The organism is Streptomyces sp. NPDC004327, assembly GCF_042873935.1.
In the GTDB taxonomy this organism is placed as follows: Bacteria; Actinomycetota; Actinomycetes; order Streptomycetales; family Streptomycetaceae; genus Streptomyces.
In genome coordinates this window covers 432,607-450,090 of the sequence record NZ_JBIAME010000008.1, presented here as the reverse complement: position 1 = coordinate 450,090, position 17,484 = coordinate 432,607, and the positions used below count along the sequence as shown (strand labels likewise).

Sequence of the window (17,484 nt, the reverse complement as noted above, 5' to 3'; positions counted from 1 at the left end):
TTCGTACGAGGGACAGGACACCTTTCAGCGTAGGTCCGGGTCCCGCCCCCCGCTCCCCGGGCCGCGGCGGGCTCAGCCCCCGTACGCGCCGGAGGCCGTCAGCCGCAGCGCCGTGTCGATCAGCGGCACGTGGCTGAACGCCTGCGGGAAGTTGCCCACCTGCCGCTGCAGCCGCGCGTCCCACTCCTCGGCGAGCAGCCCCAGGTCGTTGCGGAGCGCCAGGAGACGCTCGAAGAGCTTGCGGGCCTCGTCGACCCGGCCGATCATCGCCAGGTCGTCGGCCAGCCAGAACGAACAGGCCAGGAACGCGCCCTCGTCGCCCTCCAGACCGTCCACGCCCGCCTCCGCGCCGGCCGTCGGATAGCGCAGCACGAAGCCGTCCTCCGTGGCCAGCTCCCGCTGGATCGCCTCGATCGTGCCGATGACCCGCTTGTCGTCCGGCGGCAGGAAGCCCATCTGCGGGATCAGCAGCAGCGAGGCGTCCAGCTCCTGGGAGCCGTAGGACTGGGTGAAGGTGTTGCGTTCCTTGTCGTAGCCCTTCTCGCAGACGTCCCGGTGGATCTCGTCGCGCAGGGCCTTCCAGCGCTCCAGCGGGCCGTCGGCGTCTCCGGACTCGATCAGCTTGATCGTGCGGTCCACCGCCACCCAGGCCATCACCTTGGAGTGCACGAAGTGCCGGCGCGGACCGCGCACCTCCCAGATGCCCTCGTCGGGCTGGTTCCAGTGGGTCTCCAGGTAGTTGATCAGCTTGATCTGGAGCAGCGAGGCGTAGTCGTTGCGGGACAGGCCGGTCATGTGGGCCAGGTGCAGGGCCTCGGCGACCTCGCCGTACACGTCCAGCTGGAGCTGGCCCGCGGCCCCGTTGCCGACCCGGACCGGGCCGGAGTTCTCGTACCCGGGCAGCCAGTCCAGCTCCGCCTCGCCGAGCTCGCGCTCGCCGGCGATGCCGTACATGATCTGCAGGTTCTCCGGGTCGCCGGCCACCGCGCGCAGCAGCCAGTCCCGCCAGGCGCGGGCCTCCTCGCGGTAGCCGGTGCGCAGCAGGGAGGAGAGGGTGATCGCCGCGTCGCGCAGCCAGGTGTAGCGGTAGTCCCAGTTCCGGACGCCGCCGATCTCCTCGGGCAGCGAGGTGGTGGGCGCGGCGACGATGCCGCCGGTCGGCGCGTAGGTGAGCGCCTTGAGGGTGATCAGGGAGCGGACCACGGCCTCCCGGTAGGGCCCGTGGTACGTGCAGTGGGCGACCCACTCGCGCCAGAAGTCGGCCGTGGCCTCCAGCGAGCCCTCCGGGTCCGGCAGCGCCGGCGGCTCCTTGTGCGAGGGCTGCCAGGAGAGCGTGAAGGTGATCGTGTCGCCGGGGGTGACGGTGAACTCGGAGTACGTGGTGAGGTCGTGGCCGTGGGTCTCGGCGTCCGAGTCCAGCCAGACCGAGTCCGGCCCGGCGACGGCCACCGTGCGCTCGCCGACCTTGTGCACCCAGGGCACCACCCGGCCGTAGCTGAACCGCATGCGCAGGCTGGAGCGCATCGGCACCCGGCCGGTGACGCCCTCGACGACCCGGATCAGCTGCGGGGCGCCGTCGCGCGGCGGCATGAAGTCGGTCACCCGGACCGTGCCGCGCGGGGTGTCCCACTCGGACTCCAGGATCAGCGAGTCGCCCCGGTAGCGGCGCCGGTCGGCGGGCGGCGCGGGGGTGCCCTCGGGGGTCGCGGGGCCGACCCGCCAGAAGCCGTGCTCCTCGGTGCCGAGGAGTCCGGCGAAGACGGCGTGCGAATCGAAGCGGGGCAGGCAGAGCCAGTCGACACTGCCGTCCCGGCAGACCAGGGCGGCGGTCTGCATGTCTCCGATGAGTGCGTAATCCTCGATGCGCCCGGCCACGTGCTTTCACTCCAGACAGAACGGCCACGTCCGCCCCGAGGGGCGGCGACTTACTGGTCAGCGGTCAATCAGCGGTCAAGGGGTCGTTGACGAGCTCTTGGTACCGGTTGACTTGGCGGGGGTGGTGCCGTGCCGGTCCGGCTCGGCAGCGCGTGTCCGTGCAGGATACGACGAGGCCGGTGAGCGGCGGAGCCGCGCACGTGACGACGTTGCACCGATCGGGTGAATGGGTCTTGACCCCGCCGGGCTCCGGATGCCCTGCCCCGCGCCGGGCCTCCCGCGCGCCCGGCGTGTCGCGGACCGTGTGCACCCGACTGCCCCGTGTGGCCGGAAGCGGTCTCCCGATGTCGCTGATACCCTGGTACCCCGTGGACCGGTGGGAAACGGCGACAGCCGAGGACCCCGAAACCGCAGCGACGGCACCCCCCGATTCTTCCGGAGGGCACGCCGGTACGCACCTCCAGAACGCGACCACGGGAGCCCCCTCTTGGCGATGCCGCCCAACACCACGACGACCAAGCACATCTTCGTCACCGGGGGTGTCGCCTCCTCCCTCGGCAAGGGCCTGACCGCCTCCAGCCTGGGTGCGCTTCTCAAGGCCCGGGGCCTGCGGGTCACGATGCAGAAGCTCGACCCCTACCTGAACGTCGACCCGGGCACGATGAACCCCTTCCAGCACGGCGAGGTGTTCGTCACCAACGACGGCGCCGAGACCGACCTGGACATCGGCCACTACGAGCGCTTCCTCGACGTCGACCTCGACGGCTCGGCCAACGTCACCACCGGCCAGGTCTACTCCCAGGTCATCGCCAAGGAGCGGCGCGGCGAGTACCTCGGTGACACCGTGCAGGTCATCCCGCACATCACCAACGAGATCAAGTCCCGGATCCGCCGCATGGCCACCGACGACGTCGACGTCGTCATCACCGAGGTCGGCGGCACGGTCGGCGACATCGAGTCGCTGCCGTTCCTGGAGACCGTCCGCCAGGTCCGCCACGAGGTCGGCCGCGACAACGTCTTCGTCGTGCACATCTCGCTGCTGCCCTACATCGGCCCGTCCGGCGAGCTGAAGACCAAGCCGACCCAGCACTCGGTCGCCGCCCTGCGCAACATCGGCATCCAGCCCGACGCCATCGTGCTGCGCGCCGACCGCGAGGTCCCGACCGCCATCAAGCGCAAGATCTCGCTGATGTGCGACGTCGACGAGGCCGCCGTCGTCGCCGCGATCGACGCCAAGTCGATCTACGACATCCCGAAGGTGCTGCACTCCGAGGGCCTGGACGCCTATGTCGTCCGCAAGCTCGACCTGCCCTTCCGCGACGTCGACTGGACCGTCTGGGAGGACCTCCTGGACCGGGTGCACAACCCGGAGCACGAGGTCACCGTCGCCCTCGTCGGCAAGTACATCGACCTGCCCGACGCCTACCTGTCGGTGACCGAGGCCATGCGGGCCGGCGGCTTCGCCAACAAGGCCCGGGTCAAGGTCAAGTGGGTCACCTCCGACGACTGCAAGACCCAGGCCGGCGCCGAGAAGCAGCTCGGCGACTGCGACGCGATCCTCATCCCCGGCGGCTTCGGCGACCGCGGTGTCTCCGGCAAGGTCGGCGCGATCCAGTACGCCCGCGAGAACAAGGTGCCGCTGCTCGGCATCTGCCTCGGCCTGCAGTGCATCGTGATCGAGGCCGCGCGCAACCTGGCGGACATCCCCGAGGCCAACTCCACCGAGTTCGACCCGGCCACCGCGCACCCCGTCGTCTCGACGATGGAGGAGCAGCTGGCGTACGTCGAGGGCGCGGGCGACCTGGGCGGAACGATGCGCCTGGGCCTCTACCCGGCGAAGCTCGCCGAGGGCTCGGTCGTCCGCGAGACCTACGCGGACGAGCCGTACGTCGAGGAGCGCCACCGTCACCGCTACGAGGTGAACAACGCGTACCGCGCGGAGCTGGAGAAGAAGGCCGGCCTGGTCTTCTCCGGCACCTCCCCGGACAACAAGCTCGTCGAGTTCGTCGAGTACCCGAAGGACGTCCACCCCTACCTGGTCGCCACCCAGGCGCACCCGGAGCTCAAGTCCCGCCCGACCCGCCCGCACCCGCTCTTCGCGGGCCTGGTGAAGGCGGCCGTCGAGCGCAAGACGGGCAAGACCGCGAAGTAAGTCCGCGGCACCGACGGCGTTAACGTTGCCGGGGTACGGGTCCTCAGGGGACGCGTACCCCGGCTTTCGTATGTGGGAGGACTACTGATGCAGGTGCAGGACACCCCGGAGGAGTGGCGGGTCGTCGCCACCACCACCCCCTTCACGGGCAACAAGACGAGTGTCCGCACGGACGACGTGGTCATGCCGGACGGCTCGGTCGCCCGCCGCGACTACCAGGTCCACCCCGGCTCGGTCGCCGTCGTCGCCCTCGACGAGCAGGACCGGGTGCTGCTGCTCAAGCAGTACCGCCACCCGGTGCGGCAGAAGCTGTGGGAGATCCCGGCCGGACTGCTCGACGTGCCCGGCGAGAACCCGCTGCACGCGGCCCAGCGCGAGCTGTACGAGGAGGCGCACGTCAAGGCCGAGGACTGGCGGGTGCTCACCGACGTCTACACCACCCCCGGCGGCTGCGACGAGGCCGTACGGATCTTCCTCGCCCGCGATCTCTCCGAGGCGGAGGGCGAGCGCTTCGAGGTCTCCGAGGAGGAGGCCGACATGGAGTTCGCCCGGGTGCCGCTCGCGGAGCTGGTGCGCGGGGTGCTCGCCGGTGAGGTGCACAACAACTGCCTGGTCGTGGGCGCGCTGTCGCTGATGGCGGCCAGGACCGGGGACGGCCTCGACGCGCTGCGCCCGGCGGACGCGCCCTGGCCGGCCCGCCCCTTCGAGGCGTAGCCGTCCGCTCCGGCCCGGCAGAGCACGGCGGTCCGACAATCCAGTGATCCGATCGGGCGATTTGTCCGCCGCGCTCCGCCGGGAGCGCGGGGCCGCCTGAACTACGCTCAGGAGCGCCCGTGCGGAGCCCCCGCGGGATGGTCGTGCGCAGGTGGACGGGAGAGTGGCCCGTGACGGATCAGGCGGTTGGGGGTGCCCCCGGACGAAGTCTGCGGGAGGTCGGCGCCGGCCGGTTCTACGGTCGCCAGCGGGAGCTGAAGGCGCTCCGCGCCGACATCGAACGCACCGGGCTCGACACCCTCACCGGCCGCAAGGCCCCGCGCGCCCGGGTGCTGCTCATCGCGGGCAAGCCCGGCTCCGGCCGCACCGCGCTCGCCGAGGAACTCGTCGCCTCCCTCGCCGACGGCTACCCCGACGGGGTCTTCCGGGCCCGGCTCACCGAACCCGGCGGCGACCCCGTCCCCACCGGCCGCGCCGCCCAGGAGCTGCTCGCCGCGCTCGGCGTGGCCGAGCCGCCCGGCGCCGCCGAGGAGGAGCTCGCCGCCCTGGTCCGCGAGGCCTTCGCCGGCCGCCGCGCGCTGCTGCTGTTCGACGACGCCGTCGACGCCGAACAGGTCGACCCGCTCATCCCCGACAACCCCGACACCCTCGTCGTCGGCGTGGCCCGCGGCCCGCTCACCGGCATCCCCGACGTCCGGCCCTGCACCGTCGGCGGCCTCGACCCCAAGTCGGCCATCGAACTGCTCACCGGCTACACCGGCTCGGTCCGCGTCACCGTCGACCCGCAGGCCGCCGAGAGCCTCGCCGAGGAGTGCGGCGGCATGCCGGCCGCGCTCGTCCTGGCCGGCGGCTGGCTCGCCGCCCGCCCCCAGGCCTCCGTCGCCGACCTCACCAAGCGGCTGCGCGCCAGGTCCGGCGACCCGATCAGCCGCGCCTTCGGCCTGGTCCACGAGTCCCTGCCGCAGCCCGCCGCCCGGATACTGCGCCACCTCGGCCTCGCCCCGCTCGGCCGGGTCGACGCCCACACCGCCTCCGCCCTGACCGGCTGCTCCGTCTCCGCCGCCGCGACCACGCTCGCCGACTTCGCCGCGCTCGGACTCGTCCGCGAGCAGGAGGGCAGTGGCGGAGAGTACGACGGGCGGTTCGAGGTCCCCGCCCATCTCGTCCCGCTGCTCCGCGCCGAGCTGGAGGAGCGCGACCGCCCGGCCGAGGTGCAGCTGGCCCGGGCCCGGATGCTGGAGCGGACCGTCCGGCTCCTGCAGTCCGCCCGCGCGGTCACCGAACCGGAGGGCTCCCCGGCCCGCCGCAAGCTCGCCGGGCTGCCCCGCGCCCTGCGCTTCCCGAACGCCGCCACCGCCGCCGCCTGGCTGGACAGCCGCCGCCCGGTGCTGCTCGCCGCGGCCCGGCTCGCGGTCGCCGACGGCGAGTTCGACACCCTGGCCCGCCGGCTGATCGCGGCCCTGGTGCGGGCGCTCACCGCGCACCGCGGCGCCGAGGCCGCCGCCCCCGACCTCTACGGGCTGCACCGGCTCGTCCTGGACGTCGCCGAGCGGCGCGGACTGCACCGCGAGCGGGCCGCGGCCCTGCTCAACCTGGCCGACCTCGACGCGCGAACCGGTCGCACCCAGGCCGCCCTGCTGCGATATCGGTCGGCTCTGGACGCCGGAAGGGAAGCAAACGACCCGTATGCGATCGGCCGCGCAATGGAATCCGTAGGTGGCAGCTTTCAGGAGCTGGGGGACTGGCAGCGGGCCGGCGACTGGTACGGCCGCGCCCTCGCCCAGCGCCTGGCCCGCGACGAGCGCGCCGACCAGGCCCGGCTCTACGGCCGGCTCGGCGCCGTGCACACCTACGCCGGCCGGTACGGGGAGGCCCTGCGCAGCTGGCGCGCGGCCGCCGCGGGCTACCGCCGGCTCGCCGATCTCCCCGGCTACGCACGGGCGTTGAGCGAGGCCGCGCGGGTCCAGGAGTACGCCGGACGCCCCGAGGAATGCCTGCGCAGCTGCGAGGAGGCGATCGAGTGGGCCCGCCGCGCCGGGGACGTACGGCTGCAGGCGGCGCTCCAGCTCAGGCTGGCCGACACCCTGGACCGGCTCGGTGACCCGGCCGCGGCCCGGCTGCACCGGTCCGCTGCGGACAGACTCCTTGGAAGCGAAACTTCCGCCTACGAAATCCGCAGTGCTTCTCACGAAGATTAGTACTTTGAAAGGCTAGACAGCGGGAACTCCTTCATTAGACTGGGTCTGCCGCGTTCGAACGTGGTGTGTCCCGGTGCGCCCTTGTGTATCCGGGTATGTATGCATCGCCCCAGTTTCATCCCCCTGATTCAAGGACCGTGATCGACGATGAAGGTCGGCATCCCCCGCGAGGTCAAGAACAACGAGTTCCGCGTGGCCATCACCCCCGCCGGTGTCCACGAGCTCGTCCGCAACGGCCACCAGGTCTTCATCGAGCAGAACGCCGGTGTCGGTTCCTCGATCACGGACGAGGAGTACGTCGCCGCCGGCGCCGAGATCCTCGGCACCGCCGACGAGGTCTGGGCCACCGCCGACCTGCTGCTCAAGGTGAAGGAGCCGATCGCGGAGGAGTACCACCGCCTCCGCAAGGACCAGACGCTCTTCACCTACCTGCACCTCGCCGCCTCCAAGGAGTGCACGGACGCCCTCCTGGCCTCCGGCACCACCGCCATCGCGTACGAGACGGTCGAGACCGCGAACCGCGCCCTCCCGCTGCTCGCCCCGATGTCCGAGGTCGCGGGCCGTCTGGCCCCGCAGGTCGGCGCCTACCACCTGATGCGCTCGGTCGGCGGCCGTGGCGTGCTCCCCGGCGGCGTCCCCGGCACCCACGCCGGCGAGTGCGTCGTCATCGGCGGCGGCGTCTCCGGCTGGAACGCCGTGCAGATCGCCATCGGCCTGGGCTTCCACGTGACCCTGCTCGACCGCGACATCAACAAGCTCCGCGAGGCCGACAAGATCTTCGGCACGAAGGTCAAGACGATCGTCTCCAACGCCTTCGAGCTGGAGAAGGCCGTCATCGAGGCCGACCTCGTCGTCGGTGCCGTCCTCATCCCGGGCGCCAAGGCCCCGAAGCTGGTCACCAACGAGCTCGTCGCCAAGATGAAGCCCGGAAGTGTCCTTGTCGACATTGCCATCGACCAGGGCGGCTGCTTCGAGGACTCCCACGCGACCACCCACGCCGAGCCGACCTTCCAGGTCCACAACTCGATCTTCTACTGCGTGGCGAACATGCCGGGCGCCGTCCCGAACACCTCCACCTACGCCCTCACCAACGCCACGCTGCCCTACATCGTGTCGCTGGCGAACAACGGCTGGGCCGAGGCGCTGCGCCGTGACGAGGCCCTCGCCAAGGGTCTCAACACCCATGCCGGCAAGGTCGTTTACAAGGAGGTCGCCGAGGCGCACGGCTACGAGCACCTCGCGCTGAGCAGCCTGCTGGGCTGACGCCCTTAGACGGTGTGTCAACTCACGCCGTCAACCCCGCACACCGGGCCGGACCTTGATGAGCAAGGTCCGGCCCGCTGTGTGTCCGGCCACGTTCCGACGCCTGGTCAACTCGCCTCGAACGTAACTCTTTAACCGTTTCGCGCACCCCTGAAACGTGCGGTTCCATGCCTGCGCACCCTTGACAGAGAGGTGTTCGGTTGCCGACACATCGGGCCGGGTCCGGCGGATTGTGTTGCTGCGGAGCGGTGACACGCCATAGAGTCGCCAACCGTCGGCATGGTGCCACGCTGACCTATCGATAAATGTTCCTGACCACTTCCAAGGAGGTAAGACGACTTGTGAATGAGTCGACATTTACTCCCGGGAGTGGCGAGCCAGGAGCCCCGATCGGCTCCGTCGCGGTGCGGACCTTCGCGACGCACCAGCCCATGACGCCAGCCCATACGATGAAGATGACGGACGGCCTACACGTGAACGCCACGGCCGGCAACGAGATGGGCCGAGAGTCCACCCACTTCGCCGCCTACGACGAGGTGCCCGAGGGGCACTTCTATGATCCCGACGCCGAGTACGAGCCCGACCCGGAGTACGCGGCCACCCTCGCACCCGACGCTGCCCGCCAGCGCCGCGAGCGGATCGGCCCCACCGGACGGCCCCTGCCGTACTTCCCGATCCCGGGCCCGTTGACCGACCACGGCCCGGCGAAGATCATCGCGATGTGCAACCAGAAGGGCGGCGTCGGCAAGACCACGTCGACCATCAACCTGGGCGCCGCGCTCGCGGAGTACGGACGACGGGTGCTGCTCGTCGACTTCGACCCGCAGGGCGCCCTTTCGGTCGGCCTCGGCGTGAACCCGATGGAGCTCGACCTCACCGTCTACAACCTGCTCATGGAGCGGGGCATGTCGGCGGACGAGGTGCTGCTCAAGACCGCCGTGCCCAACATGGACCTGCTGCCGAGCAACATCGACCTGTCGGCGGCCGAGGTCCAGCTCGTCTCCGAGGTCGCGCGCGAGTCGACGCTGCAGCGCGCCCTGAAGCCGCTGATGAACGACTACGACTACATCGTGATCGACTGTCAGCCCTCGCTCGGCCTGCTGACCGTGAACGCCCTGACGGCCGCTCACAAGGTCATCGTGCCGCTGGAATGCGAGTTCTTCGCGCTGCGCGGCGTCGCGCTGCTCACCGAGACCATCGAGAAGGTCCAGGAGCGGCTCAACCCCGACCTGGAGCTCGACGGCATCCTCGCCACGATGTACGACTCGCGGACGGTGCACTCGCGCGAGGTCCTCGCGCGCGTCGTCGAGGCGTTCGACGACCACGTGTACCACACGGTGATCGGCCGGACCGTGCGCTTCCCGGAGACCACGGTCGCCGGTGAGCCCATCACCACGTACGCCTCGAACAGCGTGGGCGCCGCCGCCTACCGTCAGCTCGCCAGGGAGGTGCTCGCCCGGTGTCACGCCGAGTGAGTCTGCCCGGCGCCGACGAGCTGTTCCGTACGACCGGGGGGATGGCGCTGCAGTCCTCCTCACCGCGCCGGACCGTGCCGCAGCCGGCGGGCGAGAGCGACTCGGCGGCGGGCGCGGCGGCCGAGGGCTCCGTCCCCGGTTCCGCCGAGCACGCCCCCGCGGACTCCGAGGCCGCGGAACCGCGCGCCCGGGACCCGCGGGACCCCCGGGACACCCGCGAGGGCGAGGCGTCCGCCGGGGCTCCGGCCGCGCCGGGCCAGGCCCGGCGCCGGGGCCGTACCGCCGCCAACCGGCGCCCGAGCGGGCGCGAGCGCCACGACGAGAAGATCACGGTCTACGTCTCCGCCGAGGAGCTGATGGACCTGGAGCACGCCCGCCTGGTGCTCCGCGGCGAGCACGGCCTCGCCGTCGACCGCGGCCGCATCGTCCGCGAGGCGGTCGCCGTCGTCCTGGCCGACCTGGAGTCCCGCGGCGACGCGAGCATCCTCGTCCGCCGCCTCCGCGGCCGCTGACGCTACGCTGCGCGCAGCCGCACCTCTCTCCGCTCCACCCGCTCCACCAGGACCCACCCGTGCCCCCACCCTCTGACGAAACGTCCCGCCCACCGCGCCGCAGGGTGCTGGGGCGCGGGCCCGGGGCGGTGCGAGGGCCCGCGGCGGGGCCGGAGGACGCGGCGAAGGGGCCTGACGGCGCCGGGGAGCCCCCCGCGCCCGAGCCTGAGTCCGCGCCCGTGCCCGAGCCTGAGTCCGCGCCCGTGCCCGAGCCTGAGTCCGCGCCCCTGCTCGTGCCTGAGCCCGTGCTCGTGCCTGAGTCCGTGCCCGAGCGTGCGTCCGCGCCCGGTGCCGGTCCGACGCCCTCCAACGCCTCCGCGAGTCCCGTCGGCGACGACGGCCGCTTCACGGTGCGCCTCGCCAACTTCGAGGGTCCCTTCGACCTGCTCCTCCAGCTGATCGCCAAGCACAAGCTGGACGTCACCGAGGTCGCGCTGTCGAAGGTGACCGACGAGTTCATGGCGCACATCAGGGCCATGGGGCCGGACTGGGACCTGGACCAGACGACCGAGTTCCTGGTGGTGGCGGCGACCCTGCTCGACCTCAAGGCCGCGCGGCTGCTGCCGGCCGCCGAGGTGGAGGACGAGGCCGATCTGGCGCTCCTTGAGGCGCGGGACCTGCTCTTCGCGCGGCTGCTGCAGTACCGCGCGTACAAGCGGATCGCCGACATCCTCGCCGAGCGGTGGGAGGCGGAGGGGCGGCGCCACCCGCGCACCGTCGGCCTGGAGCCGCACCACGCCGAGCTGCTGCCCGAGGTCGTGATCTCCATCGGCGCCGAGGGCTTCGCGAGGCTCGCGGTCAAGGCGATGCAGCCCAAGGCCGAGCCGCAGGTGTACGTCGACCACATCCACGCCCCGCTCGTGAGCGTCCGCGAGCAGGCGGGCGTGGTGGTCGCGCTGCTGCGCGAGCACGGCACGCTCGGCTTCCGGGAGCTGGTGGCGGGCGTGGACGACACCCTCACGGTCGTGGCGCGGTTCCTGGCGCTCCTTGAGCTCTACCGGGAGAAGGCCGTCGCCCTCGACCAGGAGACCGCCCTCGGGGACCTCACGGTCTCCTGGACGGGCGGGGAGGCGGACCTCTCCCGGGCCGTCACCGACGAATTCGACCAGGACGACCGCCAAGACCGAGCAGACCGCCAAGACCGCCAAGATCGCCAAGATCGCCAAGACCGTCAAGACCGTCAAGACCGCGCAGACCGGGAGGCCGCCTCGTGAGCGATCTCGACCTCAAGCCCGCCCTCGAAGCCGTCCTCATGGTCGTCGACGAGCCCGCCACCGAGGCCCACCTCGCCAAGGTCCTGGACCGCGCCCCCCGCGAGGTCGGCGACGCCCTGCGCGAGCTGGCGGACGAGTACACGGCCCAGGGCCGCGGCTTCGAACTGCGGCTCGTCGCCGGCGGCTGGCGCTTCTACACCCGGGCCGCCTACGCGCCGGCCGTCGAGGCGTTCGTCCTGGACGGCCAGCAGGCCCGGCTCACCCAGGCGGCCCTGGAGACCCTCGCGGTCGTCGCGTACCGCCAGCCGGTCAGCCGTTCCCGCGTCTCCGCGGTGCGCGGAGTGAACTGCGACGGCGTCATGCGCACCCTCCTCCAGCGCGGTCTGGTCGAGGAGGCGGGCGCGGAACCCGAAACAGGTGCGATCCTGTACAGGACGACGAACTACTTCCTGGAGCGGATGGGCCTGCGCGGCCTGGACGAGCTTCCGGAGCTCGCGCCCTTCCTCCCCGAGGCGGAGGCGGTCGAGCCGGACAGCCTGGAGGGCGTTCCGTCGTTCGATCCGGATGCACCGGATGCCGGCGAAGACGACAAGACGACGGAAGTTTGATGCGAAGCAGCAGCGGCAGGAACAGCGGAAACAACGGCGGGAGCCGTGGTGCCAAGAGCGGCGGCCGCGGCAACTACAGGGGCGCGGGCAACAGCCGCGACGACCGTGGCGGCCAGGGCGGTCAGGGCCGCGGCGGTCAGGGCGGTCAGAACCGCGGCGGCCAGGGCGGCCAGGGCGGTCAGGCCGCGAGCCGTCCGCGCCGGCCCCGTCCCGAGGACCGCCAGTACGACGTCGAGGGCATGGCCGGCCGGCCGTCCGACGGCGGCCAGGGCGGCGGCCCGAAGCGGGGTCGCGGCGACGCGGCCCGCGGTGGTGCCAAGGGCGGCCCCAAGCAGTCCCCGAAGCGCGGCGGCGGCCGCACCGCCCCGGCGCGCTCGCGCGAGTACGACGCCCGCGCGGAGGAGCGCAACCGCGAGCGGTACGCGAACAAGCCCGAGATCAAGACCCCCAAGACCTTCCCGGGCGCCGAGCAGGAGGGCGAGCGCCTGCAGAAGGTGCTGGCCCGCGCCGGTTACGGCTCCCGCCGCGCCTGCGAGGAGCTGATCGAGCAGGCCCGCGTCGAGGTCAACGGCGAGATCGTCCTGGAGCAGGGCCTGCGCGTCGCGGAGAAGGACGAGATCCGCGTCGACGGCCTGACCGTGGCGACGCAGTCGTACCAGTTCTTCGCGCTGAACAAGCCGGAGGGCGTCGTCTCCACCATGGAGGACCCCGACGGCCGCCAGTGCCTCGGCGACTACGTCACCAACCGCGAGACCCGTCTCTTCCACGTCGGCCGGCTCGACACGGAGACCGAGGGCATCATCCTGCTCACCAACCACGGCGAGCTGGCCCACCGTCTCACCCACCCCAAGTACGGCGTGAAGAAGACCTACCTGGCCGCCATCACCGGCCCGCTGCCCCGCGAGGTCGGCAAGCGGCTGAAGGACGGCATCCAGCTGGAGGACGGCTACGCGCGCGCCGACCACTTCCGGGTCGTCGAGCAGACCGGCAAGAACTACCTGGTCGAGGTCGTGCTCCACGAGGGCCGCAAGCACATCGTGCGCCGGATGCTCGCCGAGGCGGGCTTCCCGGTCGAGAAGCTGGTCCGTACGGCCTTCGGTCCGATCACCCTGGGCGACCAGAAGTCGGGCTGGCTGCGCCGGCTCAGCAACACCGAGGTCGGCATGCTGATGAAGGAGGTCGGCCTGTAGGCCGTACCGCACCGCGTCCGACCAGCGCTTTCGAGCGCGCCGGACCTGCGAGGAGGTCCCTGCCCACCGGGCGGGGGCCTCTTTCGCGTTTTCGCACTTGTGGTCGAGCCCCATCGCTTTTATAGTCAGACTGACTCTTAAAGGGGATGCTCGAAGGGGATGGGGGCATGGGCATGATCCGGTACGGGCACGGGCTCGTCCTCGGCGCGTTCAACCCGCCGCACGCGGGCCACCACCGGCTCGTCCGCTCCGCCGCACAGCACTGCGACCGCGTCACCGTCCTCGTCCACGGCTCCGCCACCGACTCCGCGCCGCTCGACGACCGCGTCGCCTGGATGCGGGAGCTGCACCCCGAGGCCCTGGTCATCGGCGCTGAGCAGGTGGAGGTCCGCGAGCCCGTCGACGCGGTCTTCACCCCGGAGCCCGACGCCGACGACGCCGTCCGCACCGACCCCGCCGCCCACTGGGACCGCCTGGAGGCTCCGGTGCGCGCCGCGCTCACCCGGCGGGTCGTCGTCCTCGGCGCCGAGGCCACCGGCGCCACCACCCTGGTCCACGCCCTCGCCGACCACTACCGGCGGCGCGGCGGCCCCTGGGCCCGTACCCGTCACGTGCCGGCGGAAGGCCAGCCCTACGACCGGCTGCGCTCCGCCGACTACCCCGTCGTCGCCCAGCGCCAGGCCGAGCGGGAGGACGAGGCGGCCCGCGACGGCTCGCCCGTGCTCTTCTGCGACGGCGACGCCTTCGCGCTCACCATCCGGCACGAGCGCCACCTCGGCGCCGCCAGCCCGGCCACCGGCGAGATCGCCGCCCGCGGCCGGCACCACCTGTGGCTGCTCACCGACCACCGCGGCGTGCCGTCACCGGCGCCGGGCACCGAGGGCCTGCGGGCGTGGATGACGGCCCGCCTGCTCACCCGCCTCGCCCGCACCGGCCGCCGGACCGTCGTCCTCACCGGCCCGCCCGAGGAGCGCCTCGCGACGGCCGTGGCCGCGGTGGACGCGCTGCTCGCGGAGGGCTGGCACTTCACCGAACCGCACCACCCGGAACAGCAGCACCTGTGAGCCCAGTCAGCCCTGTCAGCCCCCTGAGCGCCGAGAACACCACGAGCACCGAGAACACCACGAGCACCGAGAGCAACGTGATCACCGAGAACCACGACCGGCACGCGCCGGCCTACGACAAGCACGCGTTCGAACCGTTCGCCGTCACCGCCGACCTCGCCGTCCTCACCGTCCGCGACGGCCGCCTGCACGTCCTGCTCGTCGAACGCGGCCAGCAGCCGTACGCCGGCGCCTGGGCCCTGCCCGGCGGCTTCGTCCTGCCGGAGGAGTCCGCCGAGCAGGCAGCACGCCGCGAACTCGCCGAGGAGACCGGCCTGTCCGGCACCACCACCGCCCGGCTCCACCTCGAACAGCTCCGCACCTACAGCGAACCGGACCGCGACCCCCGCATGCGGGTCGTCTCCGTCGCCTTCACCGCGCTCGTCCCCGACCTGCCCGAGCCGCGCGGCGGCGGCGACGCCGCACAGGCCCGCTGGCTGCCGTACGAGGAGGCCGTCGGCCTCGCCTTCGACCACGACCGGATCCTCGCCGACGCCCGCGAACGGGTCGGCGCCAAGCTCGAGTACACGTGTCTCGCCACCGCCTTCTGCCCGCCCGAGTTCACCCTCGGCGAGCTGCGGCAGGTGTACGAGACGGTCTGGGGCGTCGCACTCGACCGCCCCAACTTCCGGCGCAAGGTCCTCGCCACCCCCGGCTTCGTCCGGCCGGTCGAGGCACCGCCGCGCCGCACCGGCGGACGGGGGAAACCGGCCGCTCTCTACCGGGCGGGAGAGGCCACGGCACTCCACCCGCCGCTGCTGCGACCGGAAGGACGCACGGAATGACGAACGGGACGACGAACGGAATGACCATGGCCCGGCGGACGAAGCAGGCAGCGACCGGAGCGCTGTTCGGACTGGCGCTCGGCGACGCGCTGGGACTGCCCACGGAGTTCATCGACGTGCCGAGGATCATCAGCTGGTACGGCCCCTGGCGGGCGCTCGCCCTCCCCGGGAAGGGGCGCGTCACCGACGACACCCAGATGACCCTCGCCTTCGCCCGGGGCATCCGCACCGCCATGGACAAGGGCGTGCTCGCCCCGCTGCGCCTCCTCCAGCCGCTCAGGGAGGAGTACGTGGAGTGGTACCGGTCTCCCGAGAACAACCGGGCGCCGGGGCGCACCTGCATGGTCGCCTGCCAGCTGCTCTCGACCGACCGGCTCTGGCAGGACGCCAGCCAGATCCACTCCAAGGGCTGCGGCGCCAACATGCGCGTCGCACCCATCGGCCTCGTGCCCGGTCTGAGCGACGAGCAGCGCGCCGGCGCAGCCCAGCTCCAGTCCGCCCTCACCCACGGCCACCCCACCGCGCTCGCCGCCTCCGACCTCACGGCCCGCGCCGTGTACCTGCTCGCCCAGGGCGCGGACCCGGCCGGGCTCGTCGGCCGGCTCCGCTCGTACGCGTACGAGAACCGCGACCGCTACCACGAGCACTGGCTCGGCGACCTGTGGACCCGCTCCCAGGATCCCAGTGCCCTGCACTTCGTCCGGCGCGGCTGGGACGAGTGCCTGGCCGTCCTGGAACGCCTGGACGCCGTCCAGCGCACCGCCGACCCCGAACTCGACCCCTGCGAGTACACCGGCGACGGCTGGATCGCCGAGGAGGCCCTCGCCACCGCCCTGCTCTGCTTCCTCCTCTTCCCCGACGAGCCGCTCACCGCGCTGCGCCGCGCCGCCTGCACCCGCGGCGACTCCGACTCGATCGCCGCCCTCACCGGCGCCTTCGCCGGCGCCCACCTGGGCGCGGACGCCTGGCCGGCGGAGTGGACGGACCGCGTCGAGTACCACGGCGAACTGCTCACCCTCGGCGCGCTCTGGGACGCGTGAGCGGGTCACGGGCTCCAGGGCCGCACGACCGGGGGACTACAGGACGCTCAGGCCGAGGCGCGGCGGGCGCGGGTCAGGAAGTCCTCGATCCGGGCACGGTCCGGGGCCTCGGGGAGGGGGCTGGTGGCGTGCGCGTGGTCGGCCTCGTCCTGGAGGCGGTTCATCCAGGACTCGACCTCCGTCCAGGGCACCTCGCCCCGCTTGACCGCGAGCAGCCGCTCGCGGTCCTCGCCGACGTCGATGCGCAGCTCGCCGCTGCGCAGCAGGTCGCGGCAGCTGGTGAGCAGCCGCAGCAGATGCATGGCGTGCTTCCAGCGCGGGGCGCCGTACTGGCGGACGTCGGCGTCCAGCTTGCGGCGCTGGCCGCCCGCGTACCGCACGAAGGTGGTGTGCGCCCGGCGGGACAGGAACGCGCCCCGCAGCGAGAGGAGTTCGCGGCCGAGCGCCTCGGCGTGCTCGACGACGGGGGAGTGCAGGCACTCCAGGACGTTGGGGTTGTTGCGCAGGGCCAGCTCGCAGAAGCGTTCCAGCTCCCAGCTGAACTGCTCGGCCGCCGGGCCCTCGACGTGCGCCGGCGGCTTGTCGAAGCGCCAGAACAGCGGCGTCGGGGCGAGGTACACGCCCCTGCGGTCGACGTCGCTGTCCTCGGTGGCCAGACCGAACGCGCGCGACCCCATGACACACGAGTAGATCGTGTGGTCGCGCACCAGTTCCTCGGGAGTCATGCGCGCCAGGCTAGGTCAGGGGGAGTGGGCATGACACGTCAATTCCGCGCGTGTCCGGGGCGCCCCGGCCCCGGCCGGGCACCGCGCCTACGCCCGGGGCGCCAGCTCCCTCGCCCGCCCGTCCGCGTCCCGCCGCACCTGGAGGACCGCCGTGACCGCGGACCGCTCGATCGGCCCGTACACGTGCGGGAAGAGCACGCCCCCCGAGCCCTCCCAGCGGACCTCGCCGGCCAGCCGGGTCTCGTCGATCACCAGGACCAGCAGCGGTCCCGGCACGTCCCGGTAGTGGGCGTCCGCGACGGCGAGGGCGGCCGGTTCGTCCGGCGAGCAGTGGACGAAGCCCTCGGCGGCGAGGGAGGACGGGGCGTAGGGGAGAGCGGGGTCGGCGGACCAGGCGTCCAGCGGTACGACGTGAAGCAGCATGCCGACATTTGTACCCCGGGACCGCCCGGGACCGTCCAGGGCCCCGTCCGGCCCCGTCCGACCCGTCGGCCCCGTCGACCCCGTTGGCCCCTCCGCGTCCCGCCGCGTCTCGCGGAGCGGGCGCCGCGACGGCGCCGCCCGGCGGCTGACTAGGCTGGTCGCAGCACC

The 17,484-nt window shown here is 72.4% G+C and carries 15 protein-coding genes; 12 read left to right on the top strand and 3 right to left on the bottom strand.

What is annotated here, in order from left to right; genetic code table 11:
* Nucleotides 1-72: 72 nt before the first annotated feature.
* A complete protein-coding gene (locus ACFYU9_RS28155) occupies nucleotides 73-1,875 on the bottom strand; it encodes a glycoside hydrolase family 15 protein (RefSeq protein WP_389212408.1) in 1,803 nt (600 codons plus the stop codon).
* A 493-nt stretch (nucleotides 1,876-2,368) separates the two neighbouring features.
* Here ACFYU9_RS28155 and ACFYU9_RS28150 point away from each other — a divergent pair, with 493 nt between their 5' ends.
* The 12 genes from ACFYU9_RS28150 to ACFYU9_RS28095 all read left to right on the top strand — a co-directional run bounded on the left by ACFYU9_RS28150 (nucleotide 2,369) and on the right by ACFYU9_RS28095 (nucleotide 16,168).
* Nucleotides 2,369-4,027, top strand: a complete 1,659-nt coding sequence (locus ACFYU9_RS28150; RefSeq protein ID WP_389213098.1) for a CTP synthase — start codon at nucleotides 2,369-2,371, stop codon at nucleotides 4,025-4,027.
* Between the two features lie 87 nt (nucleotides 4,028-4,114).
* Entirely contained in the window at nucleotides 4,115-4,741 is a 627-nt protein-coding gene (locus tag ACFYU9_RS28145) for an NUDIX domain-containing protein (RefSeq protein ID WP_389212410.1), read from the top strand.
* 170 nt (nucleotides 4,742-4,911) lie between these two features.
* Nucleotides 4,912-6,939 (top strand): NB-ARC domain-containing protein, encoded by a 2,028-nt coding sequence (locus ACFYU9_RS28140; RefSeq protein ID WP_389346482.1) that lies wholly within the window; start codon nucleotides 4,912-4,914, stop codon nucleotides 6,937-6,939.
* A gap of 147 nt (nucleotides 6,940-7,086) precedes the next feature.
* Entirely contained in the window at nucleotides 7,087-8,202 is a 1,116-nt protein-coding gene (gene ald, locus ACFYU9_RS28135; protein ID WP_389212413.1) for an alanine dehydrogenase, read from the top strand.
* 449 nt (nucleotides 8,203-8,651) lie between these two features.
* On the top strand, nucleotides 8,652-9,677 hold the full coding sequence (locus tag ACFYU9_RS28130) for a ParA family protein (RefSeq protein ID WP_365346797.1): 1,026 nt from the start codon (nucleotides 8,652-8,654) through the stop codon (nucleotides 9,675-9,677).
* Nucleotides 9,674-10,189 carry a hypothetical protein gene (locus tag ACFYU9_RS28125; RefSeq protein WP_389346518.1) on the top strand — a complete coding sequence of 172 codons (516 nt, stop codon included), beginning with the start codon at nucleotides 9,674-9,676 and terminating at the stop codon, nucleotides 10,187-10,189. The genes ACFYU9_RS28130 and ACFYU9_RS28125 overlap by 4 nt, the downstream gene beginning before the upstream one ends.
* Nucleotides 10,190-10,248: 59 nt before the next feature.
* Nucleotides 10,249-11,442: a segregation/condensation protein A gene (locus tag ACFYU9_RS28120; protein WP_389346480.1), complete on the top strand. Its 1,194-nt coding sequence runs from the start codon at nucleotides 10,249-10,251 to the stop codon at nucleotides 11,440-11,442.
* A 38-nt stretch (nucleotides 11,443-11,480) separates the two neighbouring features.
* The gene (scpB, locus tag ACFYU9_RS28115; protein WP_389213100.1) at nucleotides 11,481-12,050 is read left to right on the top strand and encodes an SMC-Scp complex subunit ScpB; all 570 of its coding nucleotides are present in this window, start codon (nucleotides 11,481-11,483) and stop codon (nucleotides 12,048-12,050) included.
* Nucleotides 12,050-13,240 carry a pseudouridine synthase gene (locus ACFYU9_RS28110; protein ID WP_389212418.1) on the top strand — a complete coding sequence of 397 codons (1,191 nt, stop codon included), beginning with the start codon at nucleotides 12,050-12,052 and terminating at the stop codon, nucleotides 13,238-13,240. Before scpB ends, ACFYU9_RS28110 begins: the two co-directional genes overlap by 1 nt.
* A gap of 173 nt (nucleotides 13,241-13,413) precedes the next feature.
* Complete coding sequence (locus tag ACFYU9_RS28105) at nucleotides 13,414-14,304, top strand: AAA family ATPase (RefSeq protein ID WP_389213102.1); 891 nt, start codon at nucleotides 13,414-13,416, stop codon at nucleotides 14,302-14,304.
* 80 nt (nucleotides 14,305-14,384) lie between these two features.
* Nucleotides 14,385-15,128 carry an NUDIX domain-containing protein gene (locus ACFYU9_RS28100; protein ID WP_389213104.1) on the top strand — a complete coding sequence of 248 codons (744 nt, stop codon included), beginning with the start codon at nucleotides 14,385-14,387 and terminating at the stop codon, nucleotides 15,126-15,128.
* Complete coding sequence (locus tag ACFYU9_RS28095; RefSeq protein WP_389346478.1) at nucleotides 15,125-16,168, top strand: ADP-ribosylglycohydrolase family protein; 1,044 nt, start codon at nucleotides 15,125-15,127, stop codon at nucleotides 16,166-16,168. Before ACFYU9_RS28100 ends, ACFYU9_RS28095 begins: the two co-directional genes overlap by 4 nt.
* Before the next feature lie 47 nt (nucleotides 16,169-16,215).
* Here the strand turns inward: ACFYU9_RS28095 and ACFYU9_RS28090 are convergent, their stop codons facing one another.
* Complete coding sequence (locus tag ACFYU9_RS28090) at nucleotides 16,216-16,893, bottom strand: DNA polymerase beta superfamily protein (protein ID WP_389346476.1); 678 nt, start codon at nucleotides 16,891-16,893, stop codon at nucleotides 16,216-16,218.
* A gap of 87 nt (nucleotides 16,894-16,980) precedes the next feature.
* Entirely contained in the window at nucleotides 16,981-17,316 is a 336-nt protein-coding gene (locus ACFYU9_RS28085; RefSeq protein WP_389212422.1) for a DUF952 domain-containing protein, read from the bottom strand.
* Nucleotides 17,317-17,484 lie beyond the last annotated feature (168 nt).

What these genes read in the sequence shown, in the direction of transcription:
- ACFYU9_RS28150 (WP_389213098.1), top strand. Translation starts at nt 2,369, where the DNA reads ATGCCGCCCAACACCACGACGACCAAGCACATCTTCGTCACCGGGGGT.
- ACFYU9_RS28145 (WP_389212410.1), top strand. Translation starts at nt 4,115, where the DNA reads ATGCAGGTGCAGGACACCCCGGAGGAGTGGCGGGTCGTCGCCACCACC.
- ald (WP_389212413.1), top strand. Translation starts at nt 7,087, where the DNA reads ATGAAGGTCGGCATCCCCCGCGAGGTCAAGAACAACGAGTTCCGCGTG.
- ACFYU9_RS28130 (WP_365346797.1), top strand. Translation starts at nt 8,652, where the DNA reads ATGAAGATGACGGACGGCCTACACGTGAACGCCACGGCCGGCAACGAG.
- scpB (WP_389213100.1), top strand. Translation starts at nt 11,481, where the DNA reads ATGGTCGTCGACGAGCCCGCCACCGAGGCCCACCTCGCCAAGGTCCTG.
- ACFYU9_RS28110 (WP_389212418.1), top strand. Translation starts at nt 12,050, where the DNA reads ATGCGAAGCAGCAGCGGCAGGAACAGCGGAAACAACGGCGGGAGCCGT.
- ACFYU9_RS28105 (WP_389213102.1), top strand. Translation starts at nt 13,414, where the DNA reads ATGATCCGGTACGGGCACGGGCTCGTCCTCGGCGCGTTCAACCCGCCG.
- ACFYU9_RS28095 (WP_389346478.1), top strand. Translation starts at nt 15,125, where the DNA reads ATGACGAACGGGACGACGAACGGAATGACCATGGCCCGGCGGACGAAG.
- ACFYU9_RS28090 (WP_389346476.1), bottom strand. Translation starts at nt 16,893, where the DNA reads ATGACTCCCGAGGAACTGGTGCGCGACCACACGATCTACTCGTGTGTC.
- ACFYU9_RS28085 (WP_389212422.1), bottom strand. Translation starts at nt 17,316, where the DNA reads ATGCTGCTTCACGTCGTACCGCTGGACGCCTGGTCCGCCGACCCCGCT.